The organism is Oryzibacter oryziterrae, assembly GCF_021864535.1.
Classification (GTDB): Bacteria; Pseudomonadota; Alphaproteobacteria; order Rhizobiales; family Pleomorphomonadaceae; genus Pleomorphomonas; species Pleomorphomonas oryziterrae.
In genome coordinates this window covers 476,336-502,175 of sequence record NZ_JAKJIC010000002.1, presented here as the reverse complement: position 1 = coordinate 502,175, position 25,840 = coordinate 476,336, and the positions used below count along the sequence as shown (strand labels likewise).

At 60.7% G+C, this 25,840-nt stretch carries 22 protein-coding genes; 17 read left to right on the top strand and 5 right to left on the bottom strand.

The genetic code is table 11. The features are described from left to right. The 10 genes from L2I41_RS04555 to L2I41_RS04510 all read left to right on the top strand — a co-directional run. The coding region (locus L2I41_RS04555; RefSeq protein ID WP_237152327.1) for a GDP-mannose 4,6-dehydratase at window positions 1-569 on the top strand (569 nt) is incomplete at its 5' end. Continuing rightward, window positions 566-1,528, top strand: a complete 963-nt coding sequence (gene fcl / locus L2I41_RS04550) for a GDP-L-fucose synthase (protein ID WP_237152326.1) — start codon at window positions 566-568, stop codon at window positions 1,526-1,528. The genes L2I41_RS04555 and fcl, both read left to right, overlap by 4 nt. A 191-nt stretch (window positions 1,529-1,719) precedes the next feature. Beyond that, window positions 1,720-3,948 carry a glycosyltransferase gene (locus L2I41_RS04545; RefSeq protein ID WP_237152325.1) on the top strand — a complete coding sequence of 743 codons (2,229 nt, stop codon included), beginning with the start codon at window positions 1,720-1,722 and terminating at the stop codon, window positions 3,946-3,948. A gap of 139 nt (window positions 3,949-4,087) precedes the next feature. Beyond that, the gene (locus tag L2I41_RS04540) at window positions 4,088-5,527 is read left to right on the top strand and encodes a GumC family protein (protein ID WP_237152324.1); all 1,440 of its coding nucleotides are present in this window, start codon (window positions 4,088-4,090) and stop codon (window positions 5,525-5,527) included. Window positions 5,528-5,729: 202 nt separating this feature from the next. Continuing rightward, window positions 5,730-7,034: a VpsF family polysaccharide biosynthesis protein gene (locus L2I41_RS04535; protein WP_237152323.1), complete on the top strand. Its 1,305-nt coding sequence runs from the start codon at window positions 5,730-5,732 to the stop codon at window positions 7,032-7,034. Window positions 7,035-7,221: 187 nt separating this feature from the next. Continuing rightward, window positions 7,222-8,214 (top strand): glycosyltransferase family 2 protein, encoded by a 993-nt coding sequence (locus L2I41_RS04530; protein WP_237152322.1) that lies wholly within the window; start codon window positions 7,222-7,224, stop codon window positions 8,212-8,214. A gap of 141 nt (window positions 8,215-8,355) precedes the next feature. Beyond that, the gene (locus L2I41_RS04525; protein ID WP_237152321.1) at window positions 8,356-9,612 is read left to right on the top strand and encodes an oligosaccharide flippase family protein; all 1,257 of its coding nucleotides are present in this window, start codon (window positions 8,356-8,358) and stop codon (window positions 9,610-9,612) included. 107 nt (window positions 9,613-9,719) lie between these two features. Next, window positions 9,720-10,253, top strand: a complete 534-nt coding sequence (locus L2I41_RS04520) for an acyltransferase (RefSeq protein WP_237152320.1) — start codon at window positions 9,720-9,722, stop codon at window positions 10,251-10,253. Between the two features lie 543 nt (window positions 10,254-10,796). Then, window positions 10,797-11,888: a glycosyltransferase family 4 protein gene (locus L2I41_RS04515; RefSeq protein ID WP_237152319.1), complete on the top strand. Its 1,092-nt coding sequence runs from the start codon at window positions 10,797-10,799 to the stop codon at window positions 11,886-11,888. A gap of 109 nt (window positions 11,889-11,997) precedes the next feature. Then, window positions 11,998-12,837: a WecB/TagA/CpsF family glycosyltransferase gene (locus L2I41_RS04510; RefSeq protein WP_237152318.1), complete on the top strand. Its 840-nt coding sequence runs from the start codon at window positions 11,998-12,000 to the stop codon at window positions 12,835-12,837. A gap of 452 nt (window positions 12,838-13,289) precedes the next feature. On the opposite strand, the gene L2I41_RS04505 is transcribed toward L2I41_RS04510, so the two are convergent. After that, window positions 13,290-14,726, bottom strand: coding sequence for a right-handed parallel beta-helix repeat-containing protein (locus tag L2I41_RS04505; RefSeq protein ID WP_237152317.1), 1,437 nt, complete (start codon window positions 14,724-14,726; stop codon window positions 13,290-13,292). A gap of 423 nt (window positions 14,727-15,149) precedes the next feature. Here L2I41_RS04505 and L2I41_RS04500 point away from each other — a divergent pair, with 423 nt between their 5' ends. Then, window positions 15,150-15,683 (top strand): NUDIX hydrolase, encoded by a 534-nt coding sequence (locus L2I41_RS04500; RefSeq protein WP_237152316.1) that lies wholly within the window; start codon window positions 15,150-15,152, stop codon window positions 15,681-15,683. A 226-nt stretch (window positions 15,684-15,909) separates the two neighbouring features. Here L2I41_RS04500 and L2I41_RS04495 read toward each other — a convergent pair whose 3' ends face one another. Together L2I41_RS04495 and L2I41_RS04490 are read right to left on the bottom strand one after the other, a co-directional pair. Next, entirely contained in the window at window positions 15,910-16,947 is a 1,038-nt protein-coding gene (locus L2I41_RS04495; protein WP_237152315.1) for a zinc-dependent alcohol dehydrogenase family protein, read from the bottom strand. A 23-nt stretch (window positions 16,948-16,970) separates the two neighbouring features. Continuing rightward, a complete protein-coding gene (locus L2I41_RS04490) occupies window positions 16,971-18,086 on the bottom strand; it encodes a hypothetical protein (RefSeq protein ID WP_237152314.1) in 1,116 nt (371 codons plus the stop codon). Window positions 18,087-18,231: 145 nt separating this feature from the next. Between L2I41_RS04490 and L2I41_RS04485 the strand changes: the two genes are divergently transcribed. Both L2I41_RS04485 and L2I41_RS04480 read left to right on the top strand, forming a co-directional pair. Beyond that, on the top strand, window positions 18,232-18,480 hold the full coding sequence (locus L2I41_RS04485; RefSeq protein ID WP_237152313.1) for a DUF4160 domain-containing protein: 249 nt from the start codon (window positions 18,232-18,234) through the stop codon (window positions 18,478-18,480). Next, complete coding sequence (locus L2I41_RS04480; protein ID WP_237152312.1) at window positions 18,464-18,880, top strand: DUF2442 domain-containing protein; 417 nt, start codon at window positions 18,464-18,466, stop codon at window positions 18,878-18,880. The genes L2I41_RS04485 and L2I41_RS04480 overlap by 17 nt, the downstream gene beginning before the upstream one ends. A 256-nt stretch (window positions 18,881-19,136) precedes the next feature. Here L2I41_RS04480 and L2I41_RS04475 read toward each other — a convergent pair whose 3' ends face one another. Continuing rightward, window positions 19,137-19,412 (bottom strand): hypothetical protein, encoded by a 276-nt coding sequence (locus L2I41_RS04475; protein ID WP_237152311.1) that lies wholly within the window; start codon window positions 19,410-19,412, stop codon window positions 19,137-19,139. A gap of 93 nt (window positions 19,413-19,505) precedes the next feature. Between L2I41_RS04475 and L2I41_RS04470 the strand changes: the two genes are divergently transcribed. After that, the gene (locus tag L2I41_RS04470; protein WP_237152310.1) at window positions 19,506-20,999 is read left to right on the top strand and encodes an FAD-linked oxidase C-terminal domain-containing protein; all 1,494 of its coding nucleotides are present in this window, start codon (window positions 19,506-19,508) and stop codon (window positions 20,997-20,999) included. Window positions 21,000-21,019: 20 nt separating this feature from the next. Here the strand turns inward: L2I41_RS04470 and L2I41_RS04465 are convergent, their stop codons facing one another. Beyond that, a complete protein-coding gene (locus L2I41_RS04465) occupies window positions 21,020-22,339 on the bottom strand; it encodes a DUF3422 family protein (RefSeq protein ID WP_237152309.1) in 1,320 nt (439 codons plus the stop codon). Between the two features lie 229 nt (window positions 22,340-22,568). On the opposite strand from L2I41_RS04465, the gene L2I41_RS04460 reads away from it, so the two are divergent. The 3 genes from L2I41_RS04460 (at window position 22,569) to L2I41_RS04450 (ending at window position 25,810) form a co-directional block, all read left to right on the top strand. Beyond that, entirely contained in the window at window positions 22,569-24,083 is a 1,515-nt protein-coding gene (locus L2I41_RS04460) for a bifunctional metallophosphatase/5'-nucleotidase (RefSeq protein ID WP_237152308.1), read from the top strand. Window positions 24,084-24,307: 224 nt separating this feature from the next. Beyond that, a complete protein-coding gene (locus L2I41_RS04455; RefSeq protein ID WP_237152307.1) occupies window positions 24,308-25,069 on the top strand; it encodes a (Fe-S)-binding protein in 762 nt (253 codons plus the stop codon). 246 nt (window positions 25,070-25,315) lie between these two features. Then, the gene (locus L2I41_RS04450; protein WP_237152306.1) at window positions 25,316-25,810 is read left to right on the top strand and encodes a DUF29 domain-containing protein; all 495 of its coding nucleotides are present in this window, start codon (window positions 25,316-25,318) and stop codon (window positions 25,808-25,810) included. Window positions 25,811-25,840 lie beyond the last annotated feature (30 nt).

The window sequence follows — 25,840 nt, the reverse complement described above, 5'->3', positions numbered from 1 at the left end:
ACGAGTCCCCGCGCCGCGGCGAGACCTTCGTCACCCGCAAGATCACCCGCGGCCTTGCCAACATCGCCATGGGCCTCGAGCCCTGCCTCTACATGGGCAACATCGACTCGCTTCGCGACTGGGGCCACGCCAAGGACTATGTCCGCATGCAGTGGCTGATGCTGCAGCAGGACAAGCCCGAAGACTTCGTCATCGCCACCGGCGTGCAGCAGTCGGTCCGCGAGTTCATCACCTGGGCCGGTGAAGACCTCGGCATCACCATCGAGTTCAAGGGCACCGGCGTCGACGAGATCGGTGTCGTGACCGCGATCACCGGCGACTTGGCGCCGGCACTCAAGGTCGGGGACGTCATCGTCCGCATCGATCCGCGCTACTTCCGCCCGTCGGAAGTGGAGACGCTGCTGGGCGATCCCAAGAAGGCCAAGGACAAGCTGGGCTGGGTTCCCGAGATCTCCGCGCGCGACATGTGCCGCGAGATGATCTGCGAAGACCACAAGTCGGCCCGGCGCTATGCGCTGCTCAAGAAGCACGGCCTCGACCTCCCGGTCAGCGTGGAGGGGGGGCGATGAGCTACGATCTCAACGGCAAGAAGGTCTGGGTTGCCGGCCATCGCGGCATGGTCGGCGCGGCCCTTGTGCGACGTCTGGCGTCGGAGAACTGTGAAGTTCTCGTCGCCGGCCGCGACGTGGTCGATCTCAAGGATCAGGCCGGCGTGCGCGCCTGGGTGGCCAAGGCCAAGCCCGACGCGGTCTTCGTGGCGGCGGCCAAGGTGGGCGGCATCCTTGCCAACAACAGCTATCCGGCCGACTTCCTCTATGACAACCTGATGATCGAGGCCAACATCATCGAGGCGTCGTTCCGCGAAGGCGTCGAGAAGCTGTGCTTCCTGGGCTCGTCCTGCATCTACCCCAAGTTCGCCGCGCAGCCGATCGTGGAAAGCGCCTTGCTGACCGGCGAACTCGAGCCGACCAACGAGTGGTACGCGATCGCCAAGATCGCCGGCATCAAGCTGTGCCAGGCCTATCGCAAGCAGCATGGCGCCGACTTCATCTCCGCCATGCCCACCAACCTCTACGGGCCGGGCGACAACTTCGACCTCAACTCCAGCCATGTGATGCCGGCGCTGATCCGCAAGGCACACGAAGCCAAGCTCAGCGGCGACAAGGAGATCGTGGTCTGGGGCACCGGCACGCCCTTGCGCGAGTTCCTCAATGTGGACGATTGCGCCGACGCCTGCGTGCACCTGATGAAGGTCTATTCCGACTTTGAGCATGTCAACGTCGGCTCGGGCGAGGATCTCTCCATCCTGGACCTCACGAAGCTGGTCTGCGACGTGGTCGGCTTCAAGGGCGAGATCGTCCACGACCTCACCAAGCCCGACGGCACTCCGCGCAAGCTGATGAGCGCCGACAAGATCCGCGGCCTCGGATGGAAGCCGAGGATCGACCTGCGGACCGGCATCGCCGGCGCCTACGCCGCCTTCCTCGCTGGCAACGCCACAATGCGACCGGCAGGAGCCCATCAGTGACACAGACCGGCGATGAGCAAGTTCGGGTGACAGATCCGGCAGGGAGACCTGTCGGATGCTTCGCTTTCGCCCCCAATCGAGCCTTCTGCAATGACGCGAAAGTTCTCGATTGAACAGCGTTACGTTGAATTTTTAACGAAAATTTGGTTGTAGTTTGATCACTTGAGCAACTAGACACCGGAGCGATAGCGGTGACAAAGCCAAAGATTGCCTTCTATTTCCCGAATTTCAGTGGCGGCGGCGTTGAGCGCATGCGCATCAACCTGGCGAAGGAGATGGCCAAGCGCGATATCGACGTGACGCTGCTGGTCAGTTCGGCGACCGGTGATCTGGCGTCACTCATTCCGAGCAACATCACCGTTCGCGATCTCGGCGCCAAGCGCACCTTGCTGGCCCTGCCGAAACTCAGGAAGATCTTCAAGAGCAACGAATACGATCTCGTCATCTCCAGCCTTGGGCCCAACAATCTCATCGCAGTCCTGGCACGCCTGGCCACCGGGAGCAAAACCCGGCTGGTGGTCTGCCAGCACAACTCGATGTCGGCGGAAGCCAAGCATGTGCACGGATGGCAGTATCGGGTCCAGCCCCTCGCGTCGCGCTTGCTGCTGCCGCTCAGCGATATCGTGCTTGGCGTGTCCAAGGGCGTCGCCGATGACCTGGCGGAGTTCTGCAACATCAAGGCGTCGCAGTTGCGCGTCATCTACAACCCGGTGATCACCGATGACTTCGAACGCCTTGTTGGCGCGTCATTCGACGACACATGGGTCAAGGACCGCACCGGCCCCCTCGTCATCTCCGTAGGACGGCTTGTTCCGCAGAAGGACTTTGCGACACTGATCACGGCCTTCGCCACGGTGGTGCAGAACCGCCCCGATGCGCGGCTGCTGATCCTGGGGGTTGGACCGCTCGAAGCCGAACTCCGGGAGCAGGCGGCATCGCTGGGCATCGGCGACAGCGTGAAGCTCGGAGGCTTCATCTCCAACCCGCTGCCGTTGATCGTTGCGGCGGACGTGATGGTGATGTCTTCCAAGCACGAAGGCTTCGGAAATGTTCTGGTGGAAGGACTGGGGTGCGGCACCCCGATCGTCAGCACCGATTGCCCCTGGGGACCGGCGGAAATCCTCGACAACGGCCGTTATGGCAAACTCGTTCCGGTCGGCGATGCGGTTGCCATGTCGGACGCAATCATCAAGGTGCTCGATGGTGATCGCCCCAGCAGAGAGGTCTTGATCGCCCGCGGAAGCGAGTTCACGTCGTCGAAGATTGTCGACCAATACCTCCAGCTCGCCCGGGAACTGGCCCCAGTTGCCTTCGGCGCGCCGAGGCCCGTCTGCGTGTTCTTTCCAAACTTCAACGCTGGCGGCGCAGAAATCAGCATGTTGCGAGTCGCCAAGCTACTTGCCAAGTCGGGCGTCCCGATCGAGATCGTCGTACAGAGCCCGGCCGGCGTCCTGGCCGGCGATGTTCCGCCATCGATCAAGGTCTATTCCCTGGACGCCCCCAGGACTCGATACGCCGTCTTTGCCCTCGTCAAGTACTTGCGCCAGCGGCAACCGGTTGCCCTGGTGTCGGTGATCACCTTTGCAAGCATCCTGGCCGGATTTTCGAGCCGCTTTGCACCGGCGGCAAAGCTTGTCATCACCGAGCACGCCCCGGTGCACGAGCTGCTGCGCGCGCGCGGGCTACTCAGCCGCCTGCTGTTTACGGCTTTGATCAAGCTGACTTACGGCGCCGCCAGCGAGATCGTCGGCGTCTCCAAGGGGATTTGCCAGGATCTGAGCCAGATCACCAAGAGACCGGTGCATCTCGTCTACAATCCTGTGATCACCGACGAGATGGCGGCGGCAAAGGCAAGAGCCATTGCCGAGAACAGGCCCAGGGCACCCGGAATTCGCATCATGGGCTGCGGCCGCCTCAGCCCGGAAAAGGGCTTTGCGACCCTGCTTGACGCGTTCAGTATTGTCCTCAAGCAGGAGCCGACTGTGAGGCTGGACCTGCTTGGCGAAGGAAGCGAACGCCAGGCGCTGGAGGCAAGAGCCAGGGACCTCGGCATTGCTGATGCCGTGTCCATGCCCGGATTTGTGAAAGACCTGTCGCAGCATTACCTCGACGCAGACATCTTCGTTCTGTCGTCGCAATTCGAAGGCTTCGGCAACGTGCTGGCCGAAGCCCTGTTCTTCGGCTGCAAGATTGTGTCCACGGACTGCCTCTATGGGCCACGCGAAATTCTCGCGGATGGCAAGTATGGAGCGCTGGTGCCACCCGGCGATGCACAGGCCATGGCGCAAGCGATCCTAGCGGCGATAAAGGCACCGCAGATGCGGGACATTGACCTTGGCGACTACTTCGCAAGTCGCTGCGTTGATCAGTATGCCGGCATCCTCGGGTTTGAGAGACCGGCACAACCAGACCACAGTTGACCCGCCCGATTGCCGGACCGTCACGGCATCGGGGCTGACAAAGCCTCCCTCCGCTCATGCGGCGGACACCAAACACCGCGCACACCCGTGCACATGCAACACTCCTTGAACACTCCATTCCTGATTAAGGTGCGTCTCGATGCTTGATGATCCCGATGCCGTTGTTCGGCCGAACCGCACTGAATCGCTCTTGCTGGCAGATTGGGTGGCCGTCCTGAACGGTCTGAAGGCCCAGCGCAAAGTGCTGTTCGGAGCGGCTGTCCTGGGTGTAGTCGTCGGCGTTGCCCTGCAAATGACCCTGCCGCGAAAATACACCGCCTCGACAGCGTTGATGATCGACGTGTCCGGCGGCAATAACGGCCTGCCATCGGGTAACTCGAACAAGATCGATCCCTTGAGCGAGGCGTCCTATATCGACAGTCAGGTCGAGATCATTACCTCAAGCTCGGTCCTGAAGCCGATCATCGAGAAATATGATCTCGTGAACTCGCCCGAGTTCAAATCGGCGCCGCTGCCCTTCTTCGGCTACATCGGCGCCCAGATATCCAACCTCAAGGCTCAACTGGGCCTTGGCTCCGGGGGCACGCCCGACACGCAGCCCGCAGACGCCCTGCTTGATGACCTGCGCAGGCAGATCAGCGTCGGCCGGATTGGTCTCAGCTATGTGATCAACATCGAGGTCACGGCAAAGACGCCCGACACAGCCGCCCTTTGGGCCAACTCGATTGCCGATTCCTATATCAGCTGGTCGGTCGCCCAGAAGAAGAAGGACGCTGAACAGTCCGCAAGCTGGGCGGAATCACGCGTCGCGGCTCTGAGACAGAGCGTCATCGAGCGGGAAACCGCCCTCGAACAGTACAAGCAGGCGAACTCGATCGTCGAGACGGACCGCGGACGGATCAACGATCAGAATGTGATCGACGCCAACACTCAACTCAACGTCCTCTCGCAGGATCGCGATGGCATTGCCGCCAAGATTCAGGCGATCAACGGAATGCTGGACAAGGGCATTGCGGCAACGATCAACGCCTATGACGTTCAGGACGACGTCGTCAATGCCATGCGCAAGGACTATGCCGATAGCACCAGCCGCCTTGCTGATCTGGAACGGCGCCTCGGCTCGGATCACCAGGCGGTGAAAGACTTGCGCCAGCACCTGGCGGACGTCGACGAAGGCATCAAGGTCGAACTGCAGAGACTGCTGCGCAATCTCAAGGGGGATCTTGAGGTCGCCAACCTGAAGGTCAGCGCGCAGCAGGAGATGCTGAACACCTACCTGCAGAAGTCGAATTCCATCAGCATGGACAGCGGTCGCCTCAGGGACCTGACGGTGAACGCGGACACGGCGAAGACGATGTACGCAAACTTTCTGGAAGCCTACCTCACCCTGTCGCCCCAGTCGATCTACGTTGCCCAGCGGGCCTGGGTGATCTCGCCGGCAATCCCGCCGACCGACAAGTCCTGGCCAAAGGGGAAGCTCACGCTGTCGGCTTCCGTATTTGCCTTCCTCCTGCTCGGGATCGCCTTTGCAGCGTTTCGCCAACACAGACAGGGCAAGACGCTGTTCGTGTTCGATTGAGCCGTGCAAATGCCGCAAGCGTGGCGGCGGCGTGCGATGCGGGCGACAAACCGCATAACAGGTGCTTGGGACAGCGTCGGCGTCACGGCTTTCATGGCTGACCAGTGTGGCCACAGCATACCGCGGGGCCGAGCCTTTCGGGCAGGTCCCCATGAAAGCCACTCCCGCGGTACGCGACGGGTGAGAACAGATAAAGGCAGGCGTGTCGTTTCAGACAGACCGGCCCAATGAAGTTGAACAATCGATGCGCAATTTGATGTTCTTTCTGTTTGTTCTTGGGTGCCTCACACGTGACGGCATCTCGAGTTTTACGCTCGACCTGTTCATTCACTATAATGCCGACGGCGGTTCTCAGCTCGAAAAGATTCACCCCGGCAGCTGGATCATCTATCTGTCTTGCGCCATCGGCATCTTTTTTGTCCCCGTGGTCCAGGATCTCTATCGTCGGTCAGCAACGCTTGGTTCCCTGCTCATGATCGGGTCCGTCGCACTGTGCCTGGTGGCGAGCGCGGCAAAATCGAGCGGGCTCTACAGCTATCTCCTCGACACCGTGTTGATCGCACCGGCAGGCGTCTTTGTCATTCAGCGCATGAACCAAAGCCAGCGCGACTCTGCGGCCATGGCCTTGCACTATCTGGTCGTGCTGAATGCGCTGGTCGTGACCTACGAGTTTCTGACAAAGACCAGATTGTTTCCCTATCCGCCGGATGAAGCAATGTTCCGACCGGAGGGGCTATTCGGTCACCCCCTTCTCACCGGTCAGTTGACCGTGGCGGCGCTTCCCGGCCTGATGTCGATCAAGCGTTCATTTTGGGTGCGTACCCTCATGCTCGGCACGTGTCTTGTCGGCATCGTCTTTTCACAGGCCCGCATGGCAACGCTCGTGTCGCTACCGGTTGCAGGGATCTTCTACTACCTCGCCGTTTTCAGGGGCCGTGCCAATGCGACCCTCAACGGCAGCAGCGCGGTTTTCTTCACGATCATGCCGGTGGCTGCCTTGTCGGCGATGATCATCGTTCTGTTCTCGCTGGGCGCCTTCGACCGTCTGCTGAGCGGGTTCAACGATGACAGCACGCTCGCGAGAATCAACGTCTATGGCATTTTCCGGTACATGACAGACAGCGAGTTCCTCTACGGATCGAACTACATGGACGTCGTGGAGGTATCGAAATCGATCCTGAAGATCAGAATCATTGAATCGCCTGTTGTCCTGTTCATCATCTATTTCGGCATCATCTATTCGTTCGTGTACCTGCTTGGACTGATCGGGTTCTTCGTATTCCTCAGCTGGGGAACAAACCTTACCATCTATGTCACGGTGGCAAGCTGGGTGTTGCTGGCATCGACAAACAACAATCTCGGCACCAAGAATCCAGGCTTCATTACAACGGTCGTCTTCACGCTCTGTATTCCAGAGATTGTGAGGCTGGCGAGGAGGCGCAGGCCAGGGCAACGGGGCGGACAGCAGACCGTCCCGGTGGCTGGTTCACCGGCCACTGCAGTTTGAACGCAGCTTTGCCCCGAATGCCGACAGGCACGAGACGCTCGAAAGCAGAAAGACGTGTCGCACGGCAAAAGACATTGGGGGGACAATGTCGTTCGGTCGGTAGAGGGACATAAAGCGGACCAGTAACCCGGCAAGGAAGACCGGATAGATCATTGTCAAGCTGCGTATCGGTGCAGGAGTTTGTGGCATGCGGCCATTCATCACCATTGTCATACCGGCCTACAACAGGGAACGGGTCATCGGCAGAGCAATTGGCAGCTGCCTCAGCCAGTCGGATGGTGACTTCGAAGTCATCGTGGTCGATGACGGCTCACGCGACAAAACCGTGGAAGTGGCGGAAAGCTTTGACGACGAACGGGTTGTCGTCCTGCGCCATGACAAGAACAGGGGCGTTGGCCCGGCCCGCAACACCGGAGTGGCCGCAGCCAGGGCGCCCTGGGTTCTGCCGCTCGACAGTGACGACGAACTCACCCCAGATGCCATTGCGACCATTCGAACGCGCCTGGCCCAAGTTCCTGCGGAGATTGACGCACTGTTCTTCCGCTGTGTGACGGATGCGGGCGTGGTCAGCCCCACCGTCAACACGCCGCTCGGGCAAAGGGACTACGCGGCCTACCTGGGCCATCTCAATGCCAACTTTGGCAAGATGCGGGACTCGAGCACTGTATGCCGCCGAGAAACCTTTGATCGCCTGCGGTACCCGGACAGCTTCGGCTGGGAAGAGTTCTATTGGGTCGAGTTCAACAAGCTCTTCTCGAGCTGGGTTTTCGATGATGTCATCAGGCTCTATCATCAGGACGCTGGCGACCAGCTTGTCAAGATGATCAACACCGACTCCGCGCGTCGAAATGTTGTCACGCAGAATGACCGTGCCAGCGAGCTGGCCCAAGTCGTGGCTCAGCATGGAGCCCAAATGGCGATTCATGCCCCTCTGATCCTAAGGGAATATGCCTTTCGGCTTTTGTATATCCTGCTCTCTCTCGGCGAGAGACGTCGAGCCAGCAAGTTTGTCTATGAATATGCAAGGATACAAAGACCGGCGCCGGCCTTTCTGGGGATCTTTTTGCTGGGGCTCTGTGGGCCCAACACGGTTGCGAGAGTGAAAGCATTGGTCCGCAAGATCAGTGTATCGCGGCTTGAGATCAATGCACCCGCAAAACGCAAAACGCCTACCGACTGACATAAAGCGCGCGCAGCGTTGACCTCTCAATACTAGACAAAATCGCTAAGTCATTGCAGAGAGCGGCGGTGCCGCGCCAGGCCCGACAGCAGGTTAGTGGCATCAGTTGAGCCAAGCCGCCCAACTCCATGGAGACACCATTTGCTAAAGAGACTCCGCTCGGTCGCGTTGTTCGAAGACATTTTCACACTGTCATTGGGATCTGCAATTGCGCAGGCCCTCGCCGTCTTGATCTCACCGATTCTGACGCGGCTGTATACGCCGGCTGACTACGGCTTGTTCGGCAGTTTTTCGGCGATTGTGACGATCATCAGCATGGTCGCGACCCTGAAATACGAACAGGCGGTCTCCCTTGAGAAAGAGGAGTCCGGAGCGATCTCGATCGTCGGTGTCTGCTTCGCGCTGGCCATTGTGACGTCTGTCCTTGCGGCGGTCGGTTTCTTCGTTGCCGCCATCAGCGAATCGTCGCGGATGCCGGAAGGCTTTGGCTCATTGCTGCTGGCCTTCGGCGCTCCCTCGATCCTGGTCGCTGCCTTGTTCAACCCGCTCCAGTTTCTTGGGTTGCGGCGGCGGATCTACCTTTCATTGGCGGCATTTCAGGTGGCAAAGTCAGCCGGCATGGCCGTGTTCCAAATCTCGCTTGCGTTGGCCGGGTTCGCAGCTTGGGGGCTGGTGGCCGGCCAGTGGTTGGCGACAGCGCTAGCGCTGCTGATCGTGATGATCCCGCTCCGACATGACTTGATGGCAGCGGTGCGGCAGCTGCCGCACGTGGGCCTGTTGTGGAGTGCTGCGGCCCGGCACCCTACCCTACCCCGCTACGGAGCGCCCCAAACGTTTGTGAGCGGAGTGGCTACCAATATTCCTACCTATCTCCTGACCTACTTGTTTGGTCCGACCGAGGCAGGCTGGTTCTGGATGTCTTATCGCCTGCTTGTTCTGCCGAATGTCGTTCTGATCGAGAATATCCGCAGCGTCCTCTTCCAGCGTATGGCAACACTGAAGAACAACGGTCAGTCCCTGCGTCCGATCACGTTCAAGGCATCCCTGGCCTTGCTTGTCGCCTGCCTGTTGATCACGGCCTTTCTGTTTGCCTTTGGCGAGACGCTGTTCGTTTGGGTGTTCGGACCGCAATGGGGAACGGCCGGAACCTACATAGCCATCCTCGCTGTGGGCTGGGCTTTTCAGAATGCTGCGGTCCCTTCCGCTGCGGTAACGGTGGTGGTCGGACGGCAAAAGGAACAGCTCATCATGGAGATCGTCAGCGCAGCGGCCAGGATTGGCGCCTTGATCGCCGGCGGCATGATGCATGACGCCACCATGGCACTCTCCCTTTACGCGGGCGCCTCCCTTCTGGCGTCGGTGGCATACATGGGGTTTGTCTGGCGCATCCTGCCATGAGGGCTGGCCCCGTGCTCAGCACTTCAACTCCGTCGACGCCCTGCTGAACAACACAAATCGTCTAGAACCGACAGTGACCGCCTGAAACACCTAAACAAGGGGAAAAAATGCTTCGCTTGCGCCAAATTTTCAACAAGCTTCAAAGGATCTTCTTGTCAGGCGAAACAATTGCCAGGAAATCCGGTGTAAAGATAGGCAGTGGATGCCGCATCCTTACGAAGAACTTCGGAAGTGAACCGTTTCTGATTGACATCGGGAACAATGTTACCATCTCCAGCGAAGTCGTGTTTGTAAATCACGATGGTTCTGGCTGGTTGATAAAGGATACAAAGGGGCGTCGCTACCTTTACAAGAGAATTTCCATCGGAAATAACGTATTTGTCGGAACGCAGACCATCCTCATGCCGGGAGTGAGGATCGGAAACAACGTTGTCGTTGGCGCCGGTTCCGTTGTGACGAAGTCAATACCAGACAATTGCGTAGTTGCAGGGAACCCTGCTAAGTATATTACATCATATGACGAATTTATGAGTAGAGTTTCACATTGGAAGAGCGAAAGCGAGATGCTTTCCGCCGATGATTATGAGAAACGCGTGAAGGATGCGCTGGACGACAGCTGGAAGCCATACCTTCAGCTCTAGCGCAATCTTCGATCAGATGGCCTTGCCTGATCGAACGAGAGATGCCCCCCTCGACAGCCTTGCCAGCGGCAACTCGATCCAGCTGTTTCAGCAGGATCGAACTGGCGGACGCTCGACATCTGGTTGAGACCAGATATGCACAAGAAGCAGGCAAACTGACTTGTTACTATCCTCAACCGTGCCTCTGCATCAGGGCTGAATGCCTACGAAAGTGGCGTGACAACTGCAATTAACGAGAATAATTTTCATGATTATAATCCCTTCATGGTTGTAATATCTGTTTGGCGCTGCTAGGCTTTGGTTGGTAATTTATGGGGAGATCGAGTGATTAACCGCAGACCCCCGCCCTGGATTGGTCCAACACGTCAATTTGGCACTGTCACTAGACCGCCATTGACCGGTTGTAGGAATACCTGAGTTTCGTTGAGCGTGAATATATTCCGTTGTCAAGATCTTGAGCCAACGGTTCAAGGTGGCCTTTGGTTTGCCCAATCCGCGGCGATCGCTTGCATGATGTGAATTTATCGAAGGAAAGTTGAACTTATGTCAAAGTGGGGTAATTCCGGTCAGCCTTTGCCAGTCGTGATCGTGGGGCCATCCCTTGAGGTCGCGCAGAATGTGAGCGGAATTGCCTCCGTCATCAAAGCGCTTGAGACGGCGCTACGCGGGAGGGTGGCCTTCTCCCATGTCCGGATGGGCCGAATCGATGGCGACACGAGAGGCGCGTTGGCGAGGCTCGGAGACATCTTCCGCAGCTTCGGTCGCCTGGTCGCCTGCCGCGAGAAGATCGTCCACTACAACACGGCGCTGAACGTCAAGTCTTTGCTCCGCGACTCCGTGGGCATCGTGCTGGCGTGGATAACGCGCCGGCGGGTTCTGCTGCATCTTCATGGCGGACGCTATCTCGAAGAAAGCGCCCCCACCGGCCTGGCTCAACTCATTCGGCTGCTGTCCAGACTCTCGGATCGCACGGTGCTGCTGAGCGCGACCGAGCGCGAGAATTTCACACGTCTCTACGGGGTCCCGAGCGCGGGGCTCGACTATCTCTACAATGGGATCGAGCAGCCTCGCAGCCTTGTCATCCGCCCGGCGGATGGAAGGCCGCTCAAGGTGCTGTTCTGTGGCAGGCTGGCCGAGGAAAAGGGCATCGTGCCCCTGGTTGCGGCCTTCGACAACATTCCGGCTGACGTCGCCGAACTGACCGTCTTCGGTGCCGGCCCCTTTGCGCCGCTGATCGAGAGCAAGCCGAACATTCGCTTCACGGGCATCATCGAACGTGCGGCTTTGCTGGAGCGCCTCGGGTCGTTCGACGTGCTTGTGCTGCCCTCGCTGCGCGGCGAGGGCATGCCGATGGCTGTCGTCGAGGCCATGTCACACGGGGTCGTGCCCATAGTCACCAGCATCGCGTCACTCAAGGAGATCGTGGCCGACGACGAAACAGGCCTGTTCGTGGAACCGGGGAGCCCTCTGTCGATCGAACGCGCCATTGTCAAACTTGCCGGCGATCTCGACCACCTCAACACAATGAAGCAGAAGGCCGCCGATTTCGCGCGGGAGCATTTCGACACCGAAGCCATCGCAGCCAAGTTGCTCGGCATTTACGCGGAGATGATGGACGACGCCGCGCGGCCGTGATGCTGCGGCGAAAGCAACCCAATCATTTCATACCAAGACTGACACGCCGGACGGCTGAAACAGCGCCGGCAGCGCAAGATGATGACCTGATGATCTGAAAGAGTATTACATGCGCCGAATTGCTACCCCCTTTGACACGACCGATGATCCGCCGGTTGCGGACGGAGCGAGTATCCCACGCTTTCGCATTCTCGGCGTGCCGGTCAATGCGATCGACCTTCCAACCGCCGTCAAGCAACTCACCAGCTTGGCGCGCTTGCCGCAGCCGAGCCGGATTTTCGTTCGCGAGGCGGCTAGCCTGATGCTCGCCATCGACGAGCCCGAATATGCCAGCCTGCATGAGACGGCGACCCTGATTGTGCCCGACGGCATGCCGCTGGTGTGGATCGGACGTCTGCGCGGCTTCAAGTCCACCATCGGACGTGTGGCAGGCGCGGACCTGCTCGAAGCCGTTTGCGCGGCATCGGTGAAGACCGGCCAGTCGCATTTCTTCTATGGCGGCGGACCGGGCATCGTTGAGGAGCTGGTGCAGAACCTCAACGCTCAGCACCCTGGTCTGAAGATCGCGGGCGCCCTCACGCCCCCCATGATTCCGTCCGGGCCGCTCACAGACATCGAAGCGCTGATCGGCACGGACATCGAGACCATTCGGCAGGCCGACCCCGATTTCATCTGGATCGGAATCTCCAGCCCGAAGCAGGAGTTCCTGATGGAGGCTCTGGGGCCGTTGATCGGCCGGGGTGTCTTCTCCGGAATCGGCGCTGCATTCAACTTCCACGCCGGTACAATCAAGCGGGCTCCTGGTTGGATGCGCGACTATGGCTTTGAATGGCTGTATCGCCTGCTGAAGGAGCCGCGGCGACTGTGGCGGCGATATATCGTTCTTGTGCCTCGCTTCACGATCGCCGTCATCGCCGAGCAATGGGCCATCTTTCGCGGCAAGAAATGATGCCGTCGCCATAGGGTATGCAAGGTGAGTTCAGTCCAGTGTCCTCCCGGAGTAAGGCAATCTCCCACCCGGAAGAGACCGACAGATCCGGAGAGGCGGAAAGGGGCAAGATGGCACCCGCCGACGCGGGTGTCCGGCGGCCCATTGGCTTCATCCTCCGCCCCTGACCGCCTCATTTGCTGCAAACGCAATGGAAGCTGAATGAGAAATGCCGAGCGCCTCATGGAAGAGCGCTCGGCATTTTTGCTTTTTGGAGGCGAAGCAGCTGTCGGGCCAGCACAGTCGGCAGTCGATCGAAGCCAGGCCCCGGTACCAACCAGTCGGCAGTTGCGCAGACCGACCGCAGTGCGAGCTGAGCCACGCGGCCTTTGCAGGCGATCGGACAACCGCGAAGCCGTCGGCCCGATCGCTCGGCTCTCGCAAAATGAGGGCCACACAGGCCCTCATCCATCTCACTTCCAGGCGGCGGGGGGCTTCAAGCGAAGCAGGTTCTTGAAGTCGCTCGTCGCCTGCATCGCGCCTGCATTCGGGCTTGGCAGACGATTGGTGCCAAACATGTCGAACCGGGCCTCGTCGCTGTCGATGAACTTCGTCTTTGCGAAGCGAACCGCGCGGGACGTGCTGCTCACGCTGACATTGATGGTCAAGGTGTTCAGCCACTTGTTCCAGGTCGGAATTGAGGGCAGCGAGGTGAATGACGGGTTCACAAAGCTGTTGGTGGCATCGAAGGTGACGACAGAGCGCGGATCACGCCGATAGGTCATCAAGTCAGCAGACCTGAGCGCATTGTACCCGATGTTGCCGCTGGCAAGGACCGGCGCGATATTCGAGTCGAAGTCGTAGCTGCGACGGACACCCATGCCGTTCGGCATCGTGGCACCGGTCGAATAGACCACATTGTTGGAAATGATGATGTTGCCCGAGTCGCCGGCGGCGATTTCACCAGGGTTCCAGTTGGCGGAGTTGGGATCCTGATTGTTGAACAGCGCCGTATTGTTGACAATGGTCGTGTTGAGGCTGCTGTAGGTGTAGATGCCGCGACCACCGTTGCCGATGACATAGTTGTTGGTGATCAAGGTCCGCCCCTTGTAGGGCACCTTGGTGTTTTGCTGATGACGGTTGTCATCAATGATGATCCCATGACCATCGGTGTCAGTTCTCAGTTTCGCGCATCCACCGACCGTCGCGCACTGCGCGACGTTTGAGTTACCGTAGACGACATTGCCGGAAATGATGTTCTTGTAGTCTTTGGTGTTGTTATCAACATCGACCGAGCCATAGATGCTGATGCCGCTGGCGAACATATAGCCAGTGTTATAGGCATTTCCATAAATGTAGTTGTCGGTCACAGTAACGTAGTCAGACGAAACGGCACTCACTCCGTTCAAGCCGGAGTCATGAATGTCGTTGCCGTTTACGGTAACGTGAGAGCTGGACTGGATGGCAACGCCATGGCGGCCAGACGCCGCGTCCTTGCGGTCACCGGGCGAACTGATGTCAAAGTTCTCGATCGAGATATAGGAAGACTGGTTGACCATGATGGCCGCACCGATCTTGCCGCGCAGATTGGTCTTCACCGAACCGGGAGTGCCGACGAAACGGATCGGCGCAGTCGCCGTCCCCTTCATGCGGTAGACGTAGGTGTCGTAATAGGTGCCCGGCCCCACAGAAATGGTGTCACCCGCCTTGACGACCTTTTGGGCCTGCCAGATTTCCTGGAACGGCGACGCCGACGTCCCGCAGTTCCGAGAACACCGGCTTGTCGCATCCACGTAATAGGTCGACGCGTAAGACACGTTCAACGACGCGAACAGGGCAACAGTGGCAGCCCCCATGACCAGCGACGGAAGGGCGGCAGAGTGCGGGATCTTGCGAGCAGTTGCGGACAAGCTGGCGAACTCCAGTTGATCAAGATGCCTGCAAGTTGCACCTACCCTTTTAAAGCACAGTAAATTTCCAAAATACGTTTCTTCTCATCGCATCAATTACCTTATTTTTGGAGCAAAACGAAATATCACAATCTATATATTGCCACTTGATAGATTCAAGTTTGATTCAAAATTTTATTAAATACATAAATACATCATTAACTATGCACCTTCCGTCCGATTTGACTTTGCAATGGACTCACCAACAAGAGAAACATGCAGAAGTTCAGATGGCACCGCAGTGAAGGTCTGGGGCTGCCTTGGGCCTTGCCCTGTGCCATAACACCTCGCGTAAAATTCGCTCTGGACCATCGGACGACAGCGAGTATGCCCTCCAAAACGGGCTTTTCATGACAGGCAACCCTAGGGAAACGAGGATCGCGCATGAACGATGCTAAGCTCGCCCTGCCAGCCACGGTCGCGTCCACTGTCCAGTACGTCCCTGATTCCGGATTGGCGGTCGGTTCGACATGGCGGCCGGAACAGCAGATCAAGGTCAAGGTCATCGGCCTGGTGTGGCGAGAGCGCCAGCTGTTGGTGGCGGAGGTGACGCTCTCCACGGGACAGCTTGCGGGCGTGCGTCCGCTTGGCGGCAGCGTCGAGTTCGGCGAAACGCGCGAGACGGCGCTCGTGCGCGAGTTTGGCGAGGAACTCGGCACGGCCATCGAGATCGTCGGGCCCTGGATGGCACTTGAGAACCTGTTCGAATACGAGGGCGCGCTGGGCCATGAGATCGTGTTTGCGGCCGAGATCAGGCTTGCCGACCGGCAGATCCATGCGCGGGACGCCTTCCTGTTCCACGAGGCTGACGGAACGCCGTGCCGGGCCCGCTGGGTCTCGCTCGATGATCTCCGCGCCAGCGGAACGAAGCTGTTTCCCGTGGGGCTGCTTGAAGCTCTGGAGCGCTTTCCGACCTGACGAAGTCGTCAGGCCGACAAGAAAGCGCTCCAGATTCAAAGGCGCGAGCAACCGCTTGTCGTTCACGTTGGTTCAACATGAGCGGCGGGTGCTCAGGAGCGCTTTCCGACCTGACGAAGTCGTCAGGCCGACAAGCGCTCCAGATTCAAAGGCGCGAGCAGCCGCTTGTCGCTCACGTTGGTTCAACATGAGCGGCGGGTGCTCAGGCGGCGCGCTTATCCCGTGCTCAGAACTCCACCACCGTCATGCCCAGCCCGTCCGCGGTGTCCATGGTGACCAGCGGCTCCACCGCGTCTTCGAGCTTGATGCGGTTGCGGATCAGCATTTGTGGGCGCACCTTGCCGCTCGCGATCATCGCCAGCATGGCGTCATAGCGCCAGGCCTGCATGCCGTGGCTGCCGTAGATCTCCAGCTCGTGGCCGATCACCTGCGACATGGGGATGGCGGGGGTGGCGTGGTCGCCCAGCATCAGCCCCACCTGTACATGCCGGCCGCGGCGGCGCAGGTTGCGGATCGAGTTGAAGCAGGTGGTAGGGCTGCCGAGCGCATCTATGGAGACATGGGCGCCACCGCCGGTGATCTCGCGCACTGCTTCCACCACGTCGGCGACCGAGCGGGCGTTGACGGTGGCCACCGCGCCGCAGGCCCTGGCGAACGCCAGCTTCTCATCGGATATGTCGATGGCGATGGGCTGCGCCCCGAGCGCCGCCGCGATCATGATGGCCGAGAGGCCGACGCCGCCGGCGCCGTGCACGGCCACCCATTCGCCGCCGCGCGTCCGGGCCTGATCGACCACGGCGCGGAAGGAAGTGGCGAAGCGGCAGCCGAGGCTGGCCGCCGTGGCGTCGTCCACCTCGTCGGGCAGGCGGACGAGATTGGTGTCGGCGAAATCCACCGCCACGCATTCGGCGAAGCTGCCCCAGTGGGTGAAGCCGGGCTGGGTCTGATCAGGGCAGACCTGGTGGTTGCCCGAGCGGCATTCGTCGCAATGGCCGCAGCCGGCGACGAAGGGCACCGTCACCCGCTCGCCGACGCGATAGCGCCGCACGTTGCGCCCCACCGCCAGGATGCGCCCGGCGAACTCATGGCCCGGCACATGCGGCAGGCGGATGTCGGGATCATGGCCCTTCCAGCCATGCCAGTCGGAGCGGCACAGACCGGTGGCGCTGACGCCGATCACCACACCGTCGTCGCTCGGTGTGGGCTCGGGCACGTCGACGATCTCCGGACGCTGGCCGAAGGCTTCGAAATACATGGCTTTCATGGGACAGGTCCTTGCAAGGTGCGTCAGTGCAGCGGCGGCAGGCGCAGGGCGATATCGGCCGGCAGAAGACCGACGGCCTGCCGACGGATCCAGCGCCAGCCGATGCCGAGCGTCAGCACGATGATGCCGATGGCGACCAGCACCAGGAAGAAGGAGGTCTGGCCGCTCAGGTTGTTCCAGCCGCCCTTCTCGATCAGCACGCCGATGGACCAGCCGAGCGAGATGAGGCCGGAGGTGACGAAGGCGCGGCGGTCGATCAGGATGCCGATGACCATCAGCGTGGCGATCAGGCCGACCGTCATCAGGGCGCGGGCCACGGCCACATCGGAGGCGAACCAGGCGTCCATATCGGTGCCGAAGGCCAGCGCCAGCGCGCCGTAGAGCAGCGCCGGCGCCGAGGCGAGGTGCATCCAGAAGGCGGTATCGGAATGACGGGTGACGCGGCGGGGATCGCGGAGGTCAAAGCGAAGGGCCGTCAGGAACACGGCGACCGCGAAGGCGGCCAGCATCAGCGTGAACACACGCTCGGAGCCGTCGGCGCCGAGGCCGCCATGCCCGCGCACCCAGGCAACCACCACCGACAAGGCGACGGCGGCATAGGCGGTGGTCAGGCCGGCGGCGAGAGCAACAGGCACCTTGTAGACGGCAAAGAAGGCCAGCATGGCCGCCGCAATCCAACCGGCCCAGGCCGGGGTCTGCCAGCTGTCGGCCGTCCAGTTGAAGTCGCTCCCCATCAGCCCGCCCGTCAGCCCGCCTGTGGCGATAAAGGTCGCCGCCGCCAGCGCCACCGCCGGCAGGGCCAGCCGCTGCCGCCGCACCAGGATTTCGGCCAGCAGGATGATGGCGGGGAACACCGCATAGATGGTCAGCAGGCCGGCAATGCCCACCAGCGCCGCCACGAGGCCGATGGTGATGAGGATATCGTGGAAGCCGCGCAGAAACCGCGGCGCCTCGCTCGCCTCGTCGGGATTGTCGAGCTCGACGGGCTGAAAGGGCGCCAGCAGCGCCGGGCGCGCGATCAGAAACGCGGCCAGTCCCTCCACCTTGTCGGGGGCCACCAGCCCTTGCGCCGAGGCGACGTTCAAGGCGTCCACGAGCGTGCGGCGATAGGGCGAAGCGGAATCGGGACGTGTTATCAAGGCGGTGCACTCACAAGGGGCAGATGCGCCAAGATGCACGAGGGGGAAGGAGATGTCGAGGGTGGGATGAGAGGGGGCGATGTACCTTGCTACTCGGAGGACATCTCGGTCCTTGAAAAACCTATCAGATGGGTTATCTTCAGGCATGGTTGTCGTTCATCGCGCCCACGGATTTCGCTTCGTCATCTATACCGCCGATCACGAGCCGGCGCATGTCCACATCACCGGCCCGGGACAGGCGAAGATCAATCTGCTTGGTCCTGACGGCAGGCCGGAAGTGGTCAGCACCATCGGTATCAAGCGGTCTGATCTGCTCCGCCTTGTCGATGAGGTGATCGAACACCAATTACGCCTGCTGGAGCAATGGGAGCGCATTCATGGCCAACTTGACTGATGCCGATTTCGAACGCGCAGAGGCGCTTGGTCGTACTTTGATCGAGACCGAGCCGCGTGCCGTTGCCGCCCGTTACGAACCCTCTTTAGGGCGGGTTGCCGTCGACCTCGTCAACGGCTGTACCTATGTCTTTCCCGTCAGCCTCGTGCAGGATCTGCAGGGCGCCGCGCCCGAAGATCTTGAGGGCATCGAAATCGACGGCCTCGGCTTCAACCTGCATTGGCCATTACTTGACGTTGACCTTTACGTACCGACCCTCATCGCCGGTATTTTCGGTACGCGCGACTGGATGACGCGCGAGCTTGCCCGCCGTGCCGGCCAATCCCGCTCGCCCGCGAAGACAGCGGCCTCTCGCGCCAACGGCGCCAAGGGCGGGAGGCCGAGGAAGGCTGCGGGGTGAGGAGGGCTAGGTGGATCAATTTTTACCTTAATCACGCACAAGAGATTTGGTGGATACTGATATGTATTACTAAATCCAATTTACAATACACATCTTTGAAGATGCAAATAGAACCCAAAGATAAAATGATGTAACAAAAAATGAAAATGAAGATATAAAATATAATAGTTGAAACTGATATTTATGCCTCAAGAGCGGGGATGTAGAGTTGTTTTCATATGTGAGGAAGCCTGGCTTGCCAGAAAATAGAATATTTTCATCTTCCTTTTAGAAGAGCCTCAATAGTATCAAGTAGTTGCCGGCCCTTTAAATGAATCAGCCAAAAAATAACAGACACCATAAAAGATACAGTAGCAATCACTGCCGGCGCAATCGTCGAATTTAAACGGTCATCTGACAAGGAATTTATTAGTCCATTGCAAAGTATACTTAAAACTAGAATTGAATAGTTAAACATAGAATTAATATGTGTTATATATGTCTTGTATGCTTCATTTAGATATTTTAGGCGCTCCTTGTCGACATCTTCCATGGCTTTTACTCTTTTATATAGAACGCGAATGCAATTTTTGATATTATACATTTTAAAGTTGCAGTTTACATTTGTCAAACTTGGTTGTCGCCCATGTCGCATCCCGTCCTCCCATCCCCGGACCCTGCCACGCTCGCCCGCCGATCCTCCATCGTCGCGGCCCTCAAACGCCTTGTGCCTGGTGGGGTCATCGATACGCCGACGGGTCTCAAGCCCTATGAGTCCGATGGCCTCACGGCCTATCGTCAGCCGCCCATGGTGGTGGTGTTGCCGTCGACGGTGGCCGAGGTGCAGGCGGTGCTCGCCTATTGTCATGCGGAGAAGGTGAAGGTGGTGCCGCGCGGGGCAGGCACGTCGCTGTCGGGCGGGGCGCTGCCGCTGGAAGACGCGGTGTTGATGTCGATGATGCGCTTCACCCGCGTCAAGGAGATAGACTTCGACAATCGCGTCGCCGTGGTCGAGCCGGCGGTGACCAATCTTGCCATCACCCGGGCCGTCGCCCATCGCGGCTTTTATTATGCGCCGGACCCCTCGTCGCAGATCGCCTGCTCCATCGGCGGCAATGTGGCGGAGAACTCGGGCGGGGTGCATTCGCTGAAATATGGGCTCACCACCAACAACGTGCTCGGGGTGGAGCTGGTGCTGATGACCGGCGAGATCATCAGGCTCGGCGGCAAGCATCTCGATGCGCCGGCTTATGACCTGCTCGGCCTCGTCATCGGTTCGGAGGGCATGCTGGGCGTCGTCACCGAGGTGACCGTGCGCATCCTGCAGGCGCCGGCGACCGCGCGGGCGCTGCTGATCGCCTTCGACAATTCGGAAGCCTCCGGCGACTGCGTCGCCCGCATCATTGCGGCGGGCATCATTCCCGGCGGCATGGAGATGATGGACAAGCCGGCGATCCACGCCGCAGAGGATTTCGTCCATGCCGGCTATCCGCGCGAGGCGGAGGCGCTGCTGATCGTCGAACTCGACGGCCCGGGCGTCGAGGTGGACGACCTGATCGCCCGCGTCGAGGCCATCGCCAGAGCCTGCGGCGCCTTCGACATCCGCCTCTCCACCAGTGACGCGGAGCGACTGACCTTCTGGGCGGGGCGCAAGGCTGCCTTCCCCGCCGTCGGCCGCATCTCGCCCGATTATTACTGCATGGACGGCACCATCCCGCGCAAGGCGCTGCCGACGGTGCTGAGGCGCATGCGCGAGCTTTCACAGCTGCACGGCCTGCGCGTCGCCAATGTGTTCCACGCCGGCGACGGCAACCTGCACCCGCTGATCCTCTACGATGCCAACAAGCCCGGCGAGCTGGAGGCGGCGGAGAATTTCGGCGCAGATATCCTGCGCCTCTGCGTCGAGGTGGGCGGCGTGCTGACCGGCGAACACGGCGTCGGCATCGAAAAGCGCGACCTGATGCCCACCATGTTCTCCGACATGGACATGGCGCACCAGATCGGCGTGAAGCTGGCCTTCGACGAGCATCTGCTGCTCAACCCCGGCAAGGTGTTCCCCGAGCTGCACCGCTGCGCCGAACTCGGCCGGATGCACATCTCCGGCGGTGCGCTACCGTTTCCGGAAATCCCGAGGTTTTGAGGGGGCGAAGCCCTTCCCCCTCAATGCCCCTCCTCGCCGCCGTGGCTCTTGCGGATGGAGCGGACCACCAGCCAGACCAGCAGCAGGACCGGCAGGACGGCAAGGGCGGTGATGAGTTCGGGGGGCTGTTCGAGGCCGAGGAAGTGGGTGCCCTTGGCGAGATAGCCGACCAGCCCGACGACATAATAGCTGACGGCGGCGACGGAGAGGCCTTCGACGGTCTGCTGCAGGCGCAGCTGCATGCGAGCGCGACGGTTCATGGAGTCGAGCAGGTCGCCGTTCTGGTGTTCGAGCTCGACGTCGACGCGGGTGCGCAACAGGTTGGCGGCGCGGCCAAGGCGCTGCGACAGGTCGTGCTGGCGGGCCTGCAGGGTTTCCAGCGTGCGCATGGCCGGCGCGGTGCGGCGGGCGAGGAAGGCGGCCCAGGTGGAATAGCCCTCATAGCCCTCCTCGCGGATGGCGCCGAGGCGCGAGCCGACGATCTCGTCATAGGCGCGCGAGGCGCCGAAGCGATAGGCGCTGGCAGCGGCGGCGGCCTCGAGGTCGGCGGTGAGTTCGGACAGATGCTCGAGCATCAGCCGGTTCTGCTCGAGGCCGGCCGATGAGCGGATTTCCGATGCGATCTCTACGAGACGCTTCTCGATGGAGTTGATGGTGGGGGCGATGGCCTGCGCCTCGGGCAGGCCGAGCATGGCGAAGGTGCGATAGGTCTCGATTTCCAGAAGGCGCTGGATCAGCGCGCCGACATGGCGGGCATGCAGGCCGCGATCGACCACGAGGATGCGGGTGCGGCCGTCGCGATCGACGCGGAAATCGGTGACGATCAGCGCCGTGCGGTCCACCACATGCGAGGCGGACACCCAGATATCCTCGAAGGAGGCGAAGGCCCCCTCGATGCCGCCGGCAAGCTCGGCCTCGGGCACGAGATCGAGCCGGGTGGCGACCACCAGTTCGCCCGGCGGCTGGAAGCCGGCGCCGAAGGGATCCTCGACCGGCGCGCGGAAGGGATCGGGATCGCCCGAGGGAGCGCGGTCGAAGGTATAGGTGGTGAACTCGGTGAACTGCTCCCAGCGCAGCGTACCGCCAGCCACGTCGACCACGTGGAACTTGCGCTCGAGGCCCGGCCCTTCGAGACCGCGCTGCAGGCAATAGGAGTTGAGGAAGGCCCGGTCGGCCGAGGCGGAGGCCGGTGGCGTCTGGAAGGCATAATGCAGGACAACGCGCGGGCTTTCCATGACGCGGAACGGCCGCGCGTGCACCTCGCCGAGAATGCGGGCGCGCAAGGGATGCACGGCCCAGGGACCATGGGAAGCGCTGTTGGGGGCGGCGGGGCTCGTCATGAAAGGACTTCCGGCTGGAAACGGCGGCAATTGCAGGGTGAGCTTATCCGATTCCGCGCGGCTGCAAATGGCGTCTTATGGCGCAGGCCCGCACAGGGGGAGCTTGGCAGTTTTCACTATCCGACCAAAGGATCAGCAGAGCCGGCTAAACAAGCGTCTTGGCTTTGTCATCTTTATTGGCCACTGTGGCCGCCTTGAAACCAAAAATCCCGATTTGGAGGCCAAGGTCATGCTCAAGTTCGTTTCTCTCAAGAAGACGCTGGCCGTGAGCGGCGTGGCGCTGATGGCAGCGCTGGCTCCGGCGCAGGCGGAGAACATCAAGCTGACAATCCTGGGCGTCGGCGACATTTACAACTTCCAGGGCGGCAAGGAACGGGGCGGTTTTGCCAAGGTGAACGCTGTGGCCCGCGCCGAGCGCGACAAGCACGGCAACTTCCTCTACCTGTTCGACGGCGACATGTTCTCGCCCTCGCTGCTGTCCGGTCTCGACTTCGGCGCCAACACGGTGGCGCTGACCAATCTGGTGCCCTTCGACATTGCCGTGCCAGGCAACCATGAGTTCGACTTCGGCCAGGATGTGTTCAAGCAGCGCATCGCCGAAGCCAAGTATCCCTGGGCCGCCATCAACCTGACCAAGGCCGACGGCTCGCCGATCGACGGCGTCGGCGGCGTGATGGTCAAGGAGATCGCCGGCCTCAAGGTGGCGCTGATCCCGGTGGCGCAGGACACGACGCCGGAAGTTTCCTCGCCGGGCGACTGGAAGTTCGGCCCGACGGCGGACTCGGCGATCGCCGCCGCCAAGCAGGCGCGCAAGGACGGCGCCGACCTCGTCATCGGTGTGGTGCAGGCCCCGCATACCGACGACCAGGCGATCCTGAAGAGCCATGCCTTCGACGTGTTCGTCTCGGGCGACGACCATGACTTCGCCTTGGCCTATGACGGTGTGACCGCCTATGCGGAAACCTCCATCGACGGCGCGATCCTCACCCTGATCGATCTCGACATCAACGTAGAGGAGAAGGACGGCAAGCGTACGGTCAAGTGGTATCCCTATTTCCGCGTGATCGACACGGCCACCGTGACGGCCGATCCGGAAAGTCAGAAGATGGTCGACCAGTTCTCGGCCAAGCTGGAGGCCGATCTCGGCGTTGCCATCGGCACCACGACCGGTCCGCTCGATTCGCGCCGCAACGTGGTGCGCAAGGAAGAGTCGGCCATGGGCAATCTGATCGCCGACGCGATCAAGCAAGAGACCGGCGCCGACCTCGCCATCATGAACGGCGGCGGCATCCGCGCCGACAAGCAGTATGATGCCGGCGCGACGCTGACGCGCAAGGACATCCTGACCGAGCTGCCCTTCGGCAACATCACCGTGCTGACCGAGCTTACCGGCGCCGACGTGCTCGCCGCGCTGGAAAACGGCGTCAGCCAGGTGGAGAAGGGCGCCGGCCGATTCCCGCAGGTATCGGCGGGCGTGAAGCTGGTCTATGACCCGGCGGCGGAAGCGGGCAAGCGCATCGTGTCGCTGACGCTGAACGGCGAAGCGATCGATCCGGCCAAGACCTACAAGGTGGCGACCAACGACTACATGCTGTCGGGTGGCGACGGCTTCACCGCGCTGACCAAGGGCAAGGTGCTGGTCGACGCGCACGGTGGCCATCTGCTGGCGACCGACGTGATCGACTATGTGGCCGCCAAGAAGACCATCGACGAGAAGGTGGAAGGCCGCATCACCACCAAGTGAGGCTCATTCGCCTGCCTCAGTGGCGTCTGGCGCGGCGCGATATCTGGCAGCGAAAGGCCGGGCGACGGGTGCACCGACGTTCGGCAGATGCCTCCTGATTATTATAAATAAAAAACACCCATACTCGACATCCGAGTATGGGTGTTTTATTTAGGGGCCATTGTCTGCCGTCGCCGTTGCGCGTAGACCAGTTGAAGCCAAAGCGTTTTCCGGATGTTTGCGACATGACGAAGAAGCCGCGTGTGGGATTGTTCGTGACCTGCCTCGTCGACATGTTTCGTCCGACGGTCGGCTTTTCGGCGGTGAAACTGCTGGAAGATGCGGGCTGCGACGTGTTCGTGCCCGACAATCAGACCTGCTGCGGCCAGCCGGCCTACAACAATGGCGACAAGGCCGATGCCCGGCGCATTGCCGAGCAGGTGATTGCCACTTTCGAAGAGTTCGACTTCGTGGTGATCCCGTCGGGTTCCTGCGGCGGCATGGTGAAGACCCATTATGCCGACCTGTTCGAGGGCGACGCCGGCTGGTCGATCCGGGCGGAGAAGCTGTCGGCAAAGACCTTCGAACTTGTGAGCTTCCTCGTCGACGTGCTGGGCGTGAAGGCGGTGATCGCCGCCTTCGAAGGCGCCATCACCTATCACGACAGCTGTTCGGGATTGCGCGAACTCGGCATCAAGAGCCAGCCGCGCAAGCTGCTGGAGAGTGTCGACGGGCTGACGATCTCCGAGATGAAGGACAGCGACGTCTGCTGCGGCTTCGGCGGCACCTTCTGCGTGAAATATGACGAGATCTCCAACAAGATCGTTTCCAAGAAGACCGCCAACATCCGGGCCAGCGGTGCCGGGACGCTGGTGGCCGGCGACATGGGCTGCCTGCTCAACATGGCCGGCAAGCTGAAGCGCGAGGGCTCGGACATCGAGGTTCGCCACGTGGCGGAGATCCTGGCGGGCCTGGCGACGGGCCCGGCGATTGGCGAGAAGCGGTAAGGCAGGATTTGTGCGATAGTGGGGCGAGGGATTAGCTTTTTGACTGGCTTCAGCCAGCCACCCCTCTCTCCAACTCTCCCCCGCAAGGGGGGAGAGAGCGCCGCTTGGTTCCTAAGCGAACCAATCAAGCGCGGAAGGTTCTGGCCGGAAACGCCTGTCCGGCCCTCTCCCCCCTTGCGGGGGAGAGTTGGAGAGAGGGGTAAAGGCCGCTGACGTTCGTGTCGCGGTTCACAAATGGAGACGGACATGGGCAAGGCGAAGGAGAAGCCGTATTTTGCCGTCCCGACGGACTATGAGGACGATACCTATGCTTGGGCGTTCGAACAGGCCGAACTCCTGCGCCAGAAGCGCTTTGCCGAAATGGACTTGCCCAATGTGATCGAGGAGCTGGAGAGCATGGGCAAGGAGCAGTTGCACGCCCTGACATCGTCCTATCGGCTGCTGATCGCCCATCTGCTGAAGTGGCAGTACCAGCCGGAGAAGCGCAGTGCGTCCTGGCAGGTCACCATCAGCCGTGAGCGCGACAACATCGAAGATCGCCTGAAGGCGAACCCGTCGCTCAAGGCGCAGATCCAGGAGATCGTGACGATTGCCTTCGGCCGCGGGCTCAAGGAAGCAATGATCGAGACCGGACTGCCGCGCGCGGCATTTCCAGCTGAATGCCCCTATTCGTTCGCCCAATTGCGCGATCCCGACTATCTGCCGGACGAGAGCGATTTCCGATCAGGTATGGTCACCTGATCGATCAGAAATCGCTCTTGCCTCAAAAGT

Bases quoted from the DNA above. Each gene is read 5' to 3' on its own strand.
- L2I41_RS04465 (WP_237152309.1), bottom strand. From the start codon at position 22,339: ATGACGAGCCCCGCCGCCCCCAACAGCGCTTCCCATGGTCCCTGGGCC.
- L2I41_RS04520 (WP_237152320.1), top strand. From the start codon at position 9,720: ATGCTTCGCTTGCGCCAAATTTTCAACAAGCTTCAAAGGATCTTCTTG.
- L2I41_RS04515 (WP_237152319.1), top strand. From the start codon at position 10,797: ATGTCAAAGTGGGGTAATTCCGGTCAGCCTTTGCCAGTCGTGATCGTG.
- L2I41_RS04530 (WP_237152322.1), top strand. From the start codon at position 7,222: ATGCGGCCATTCATCACCATTGTCATACCGGCCTACAACAGGGAACGG.
- L2I41_RS04470 (WP_237152310.1), top strand. From the start codon at position 19,506: ATGTCGCATCCCGTCCTCCCATCCCCGGACCCTGCCACGCTCGCCCGC.
- L2I41_RS04475 (WP_237152311.1), bottom strand. From the start codon at position 19,412: ATGGAAGATGTCGACAAGGAGCGCCTAAAATATCTAAATGAAGCATAC.
- fcl (WP_237152326.1), top strand. From the start codon at position 566: ATGAGCTACGATCTCAACGGCAAGAAGGTCTGGGTTGCCGGCCATCGC.
- L2I41_RS04495 (WP_237152315.1), bottom strand. From the start codon at position 16,947: ATGAAAGCCATGTATTTCGAAGCCTTCGGCCAGCGTCCGGAGATCGTC.
- L2I41_RS04485 (WP_237152313.1), top strand. From the start codon at position 18,232: ATGGTTGTCGTTCATCGCGCCCACGGATTTCGCTTCGTCATCTATACC.
- L2I41_RS04540 (WP_237152324.1), top strand. From the start codon at position 4,088: ATGCTTGATGATCCCGATGCCGTTGTTCGGCCGAACCGCACTGAATCG.
- L2I41_RS04450 (WP_237152306.1), top strand. From the start codon at position 25,316: ATGGGCAAGGCGAAGGAGAAGCCGTATTTTGCCGTCCCGACGGACTAT.
- L2I41_RS04480 (WP_237152312.1), top strand. From the start codon at position 18,464: ATGGCCAACTTGACTGATGCCGATTTCGAACGCGCAGAGGCGCTTGGT.
- L2I41_RS04510 (WP_237152318.1), top strand. From the start codon at position 11,998: ATGCGCCGAATTGCTACCCCCTTTGACACGACCGATGATCCGCCGGTT.
- L2I41_RS04455 (WP_237152307.1), top strand. From the start codon at position 24,308: ATGACGAAGAAGCCGCGTGTGGGATTGTTCGTGACCTGCCTCGTCGAC.
- L2I41_RS04500 (WP_237152316.1), top strand. From the start codon at position 15,150: ATGAACGATGCTAAGCTCGCCCTGCCAGCCACGGTCGCGTCCACTGTC.
- L2I41_RS04460 (WP_237152308.1), top strand. From the start codon at position 22,569: ATGCTCAAGTTCGTTTCTCTCAAGAAGACGCTGGCCGTGAGCGGCGTG.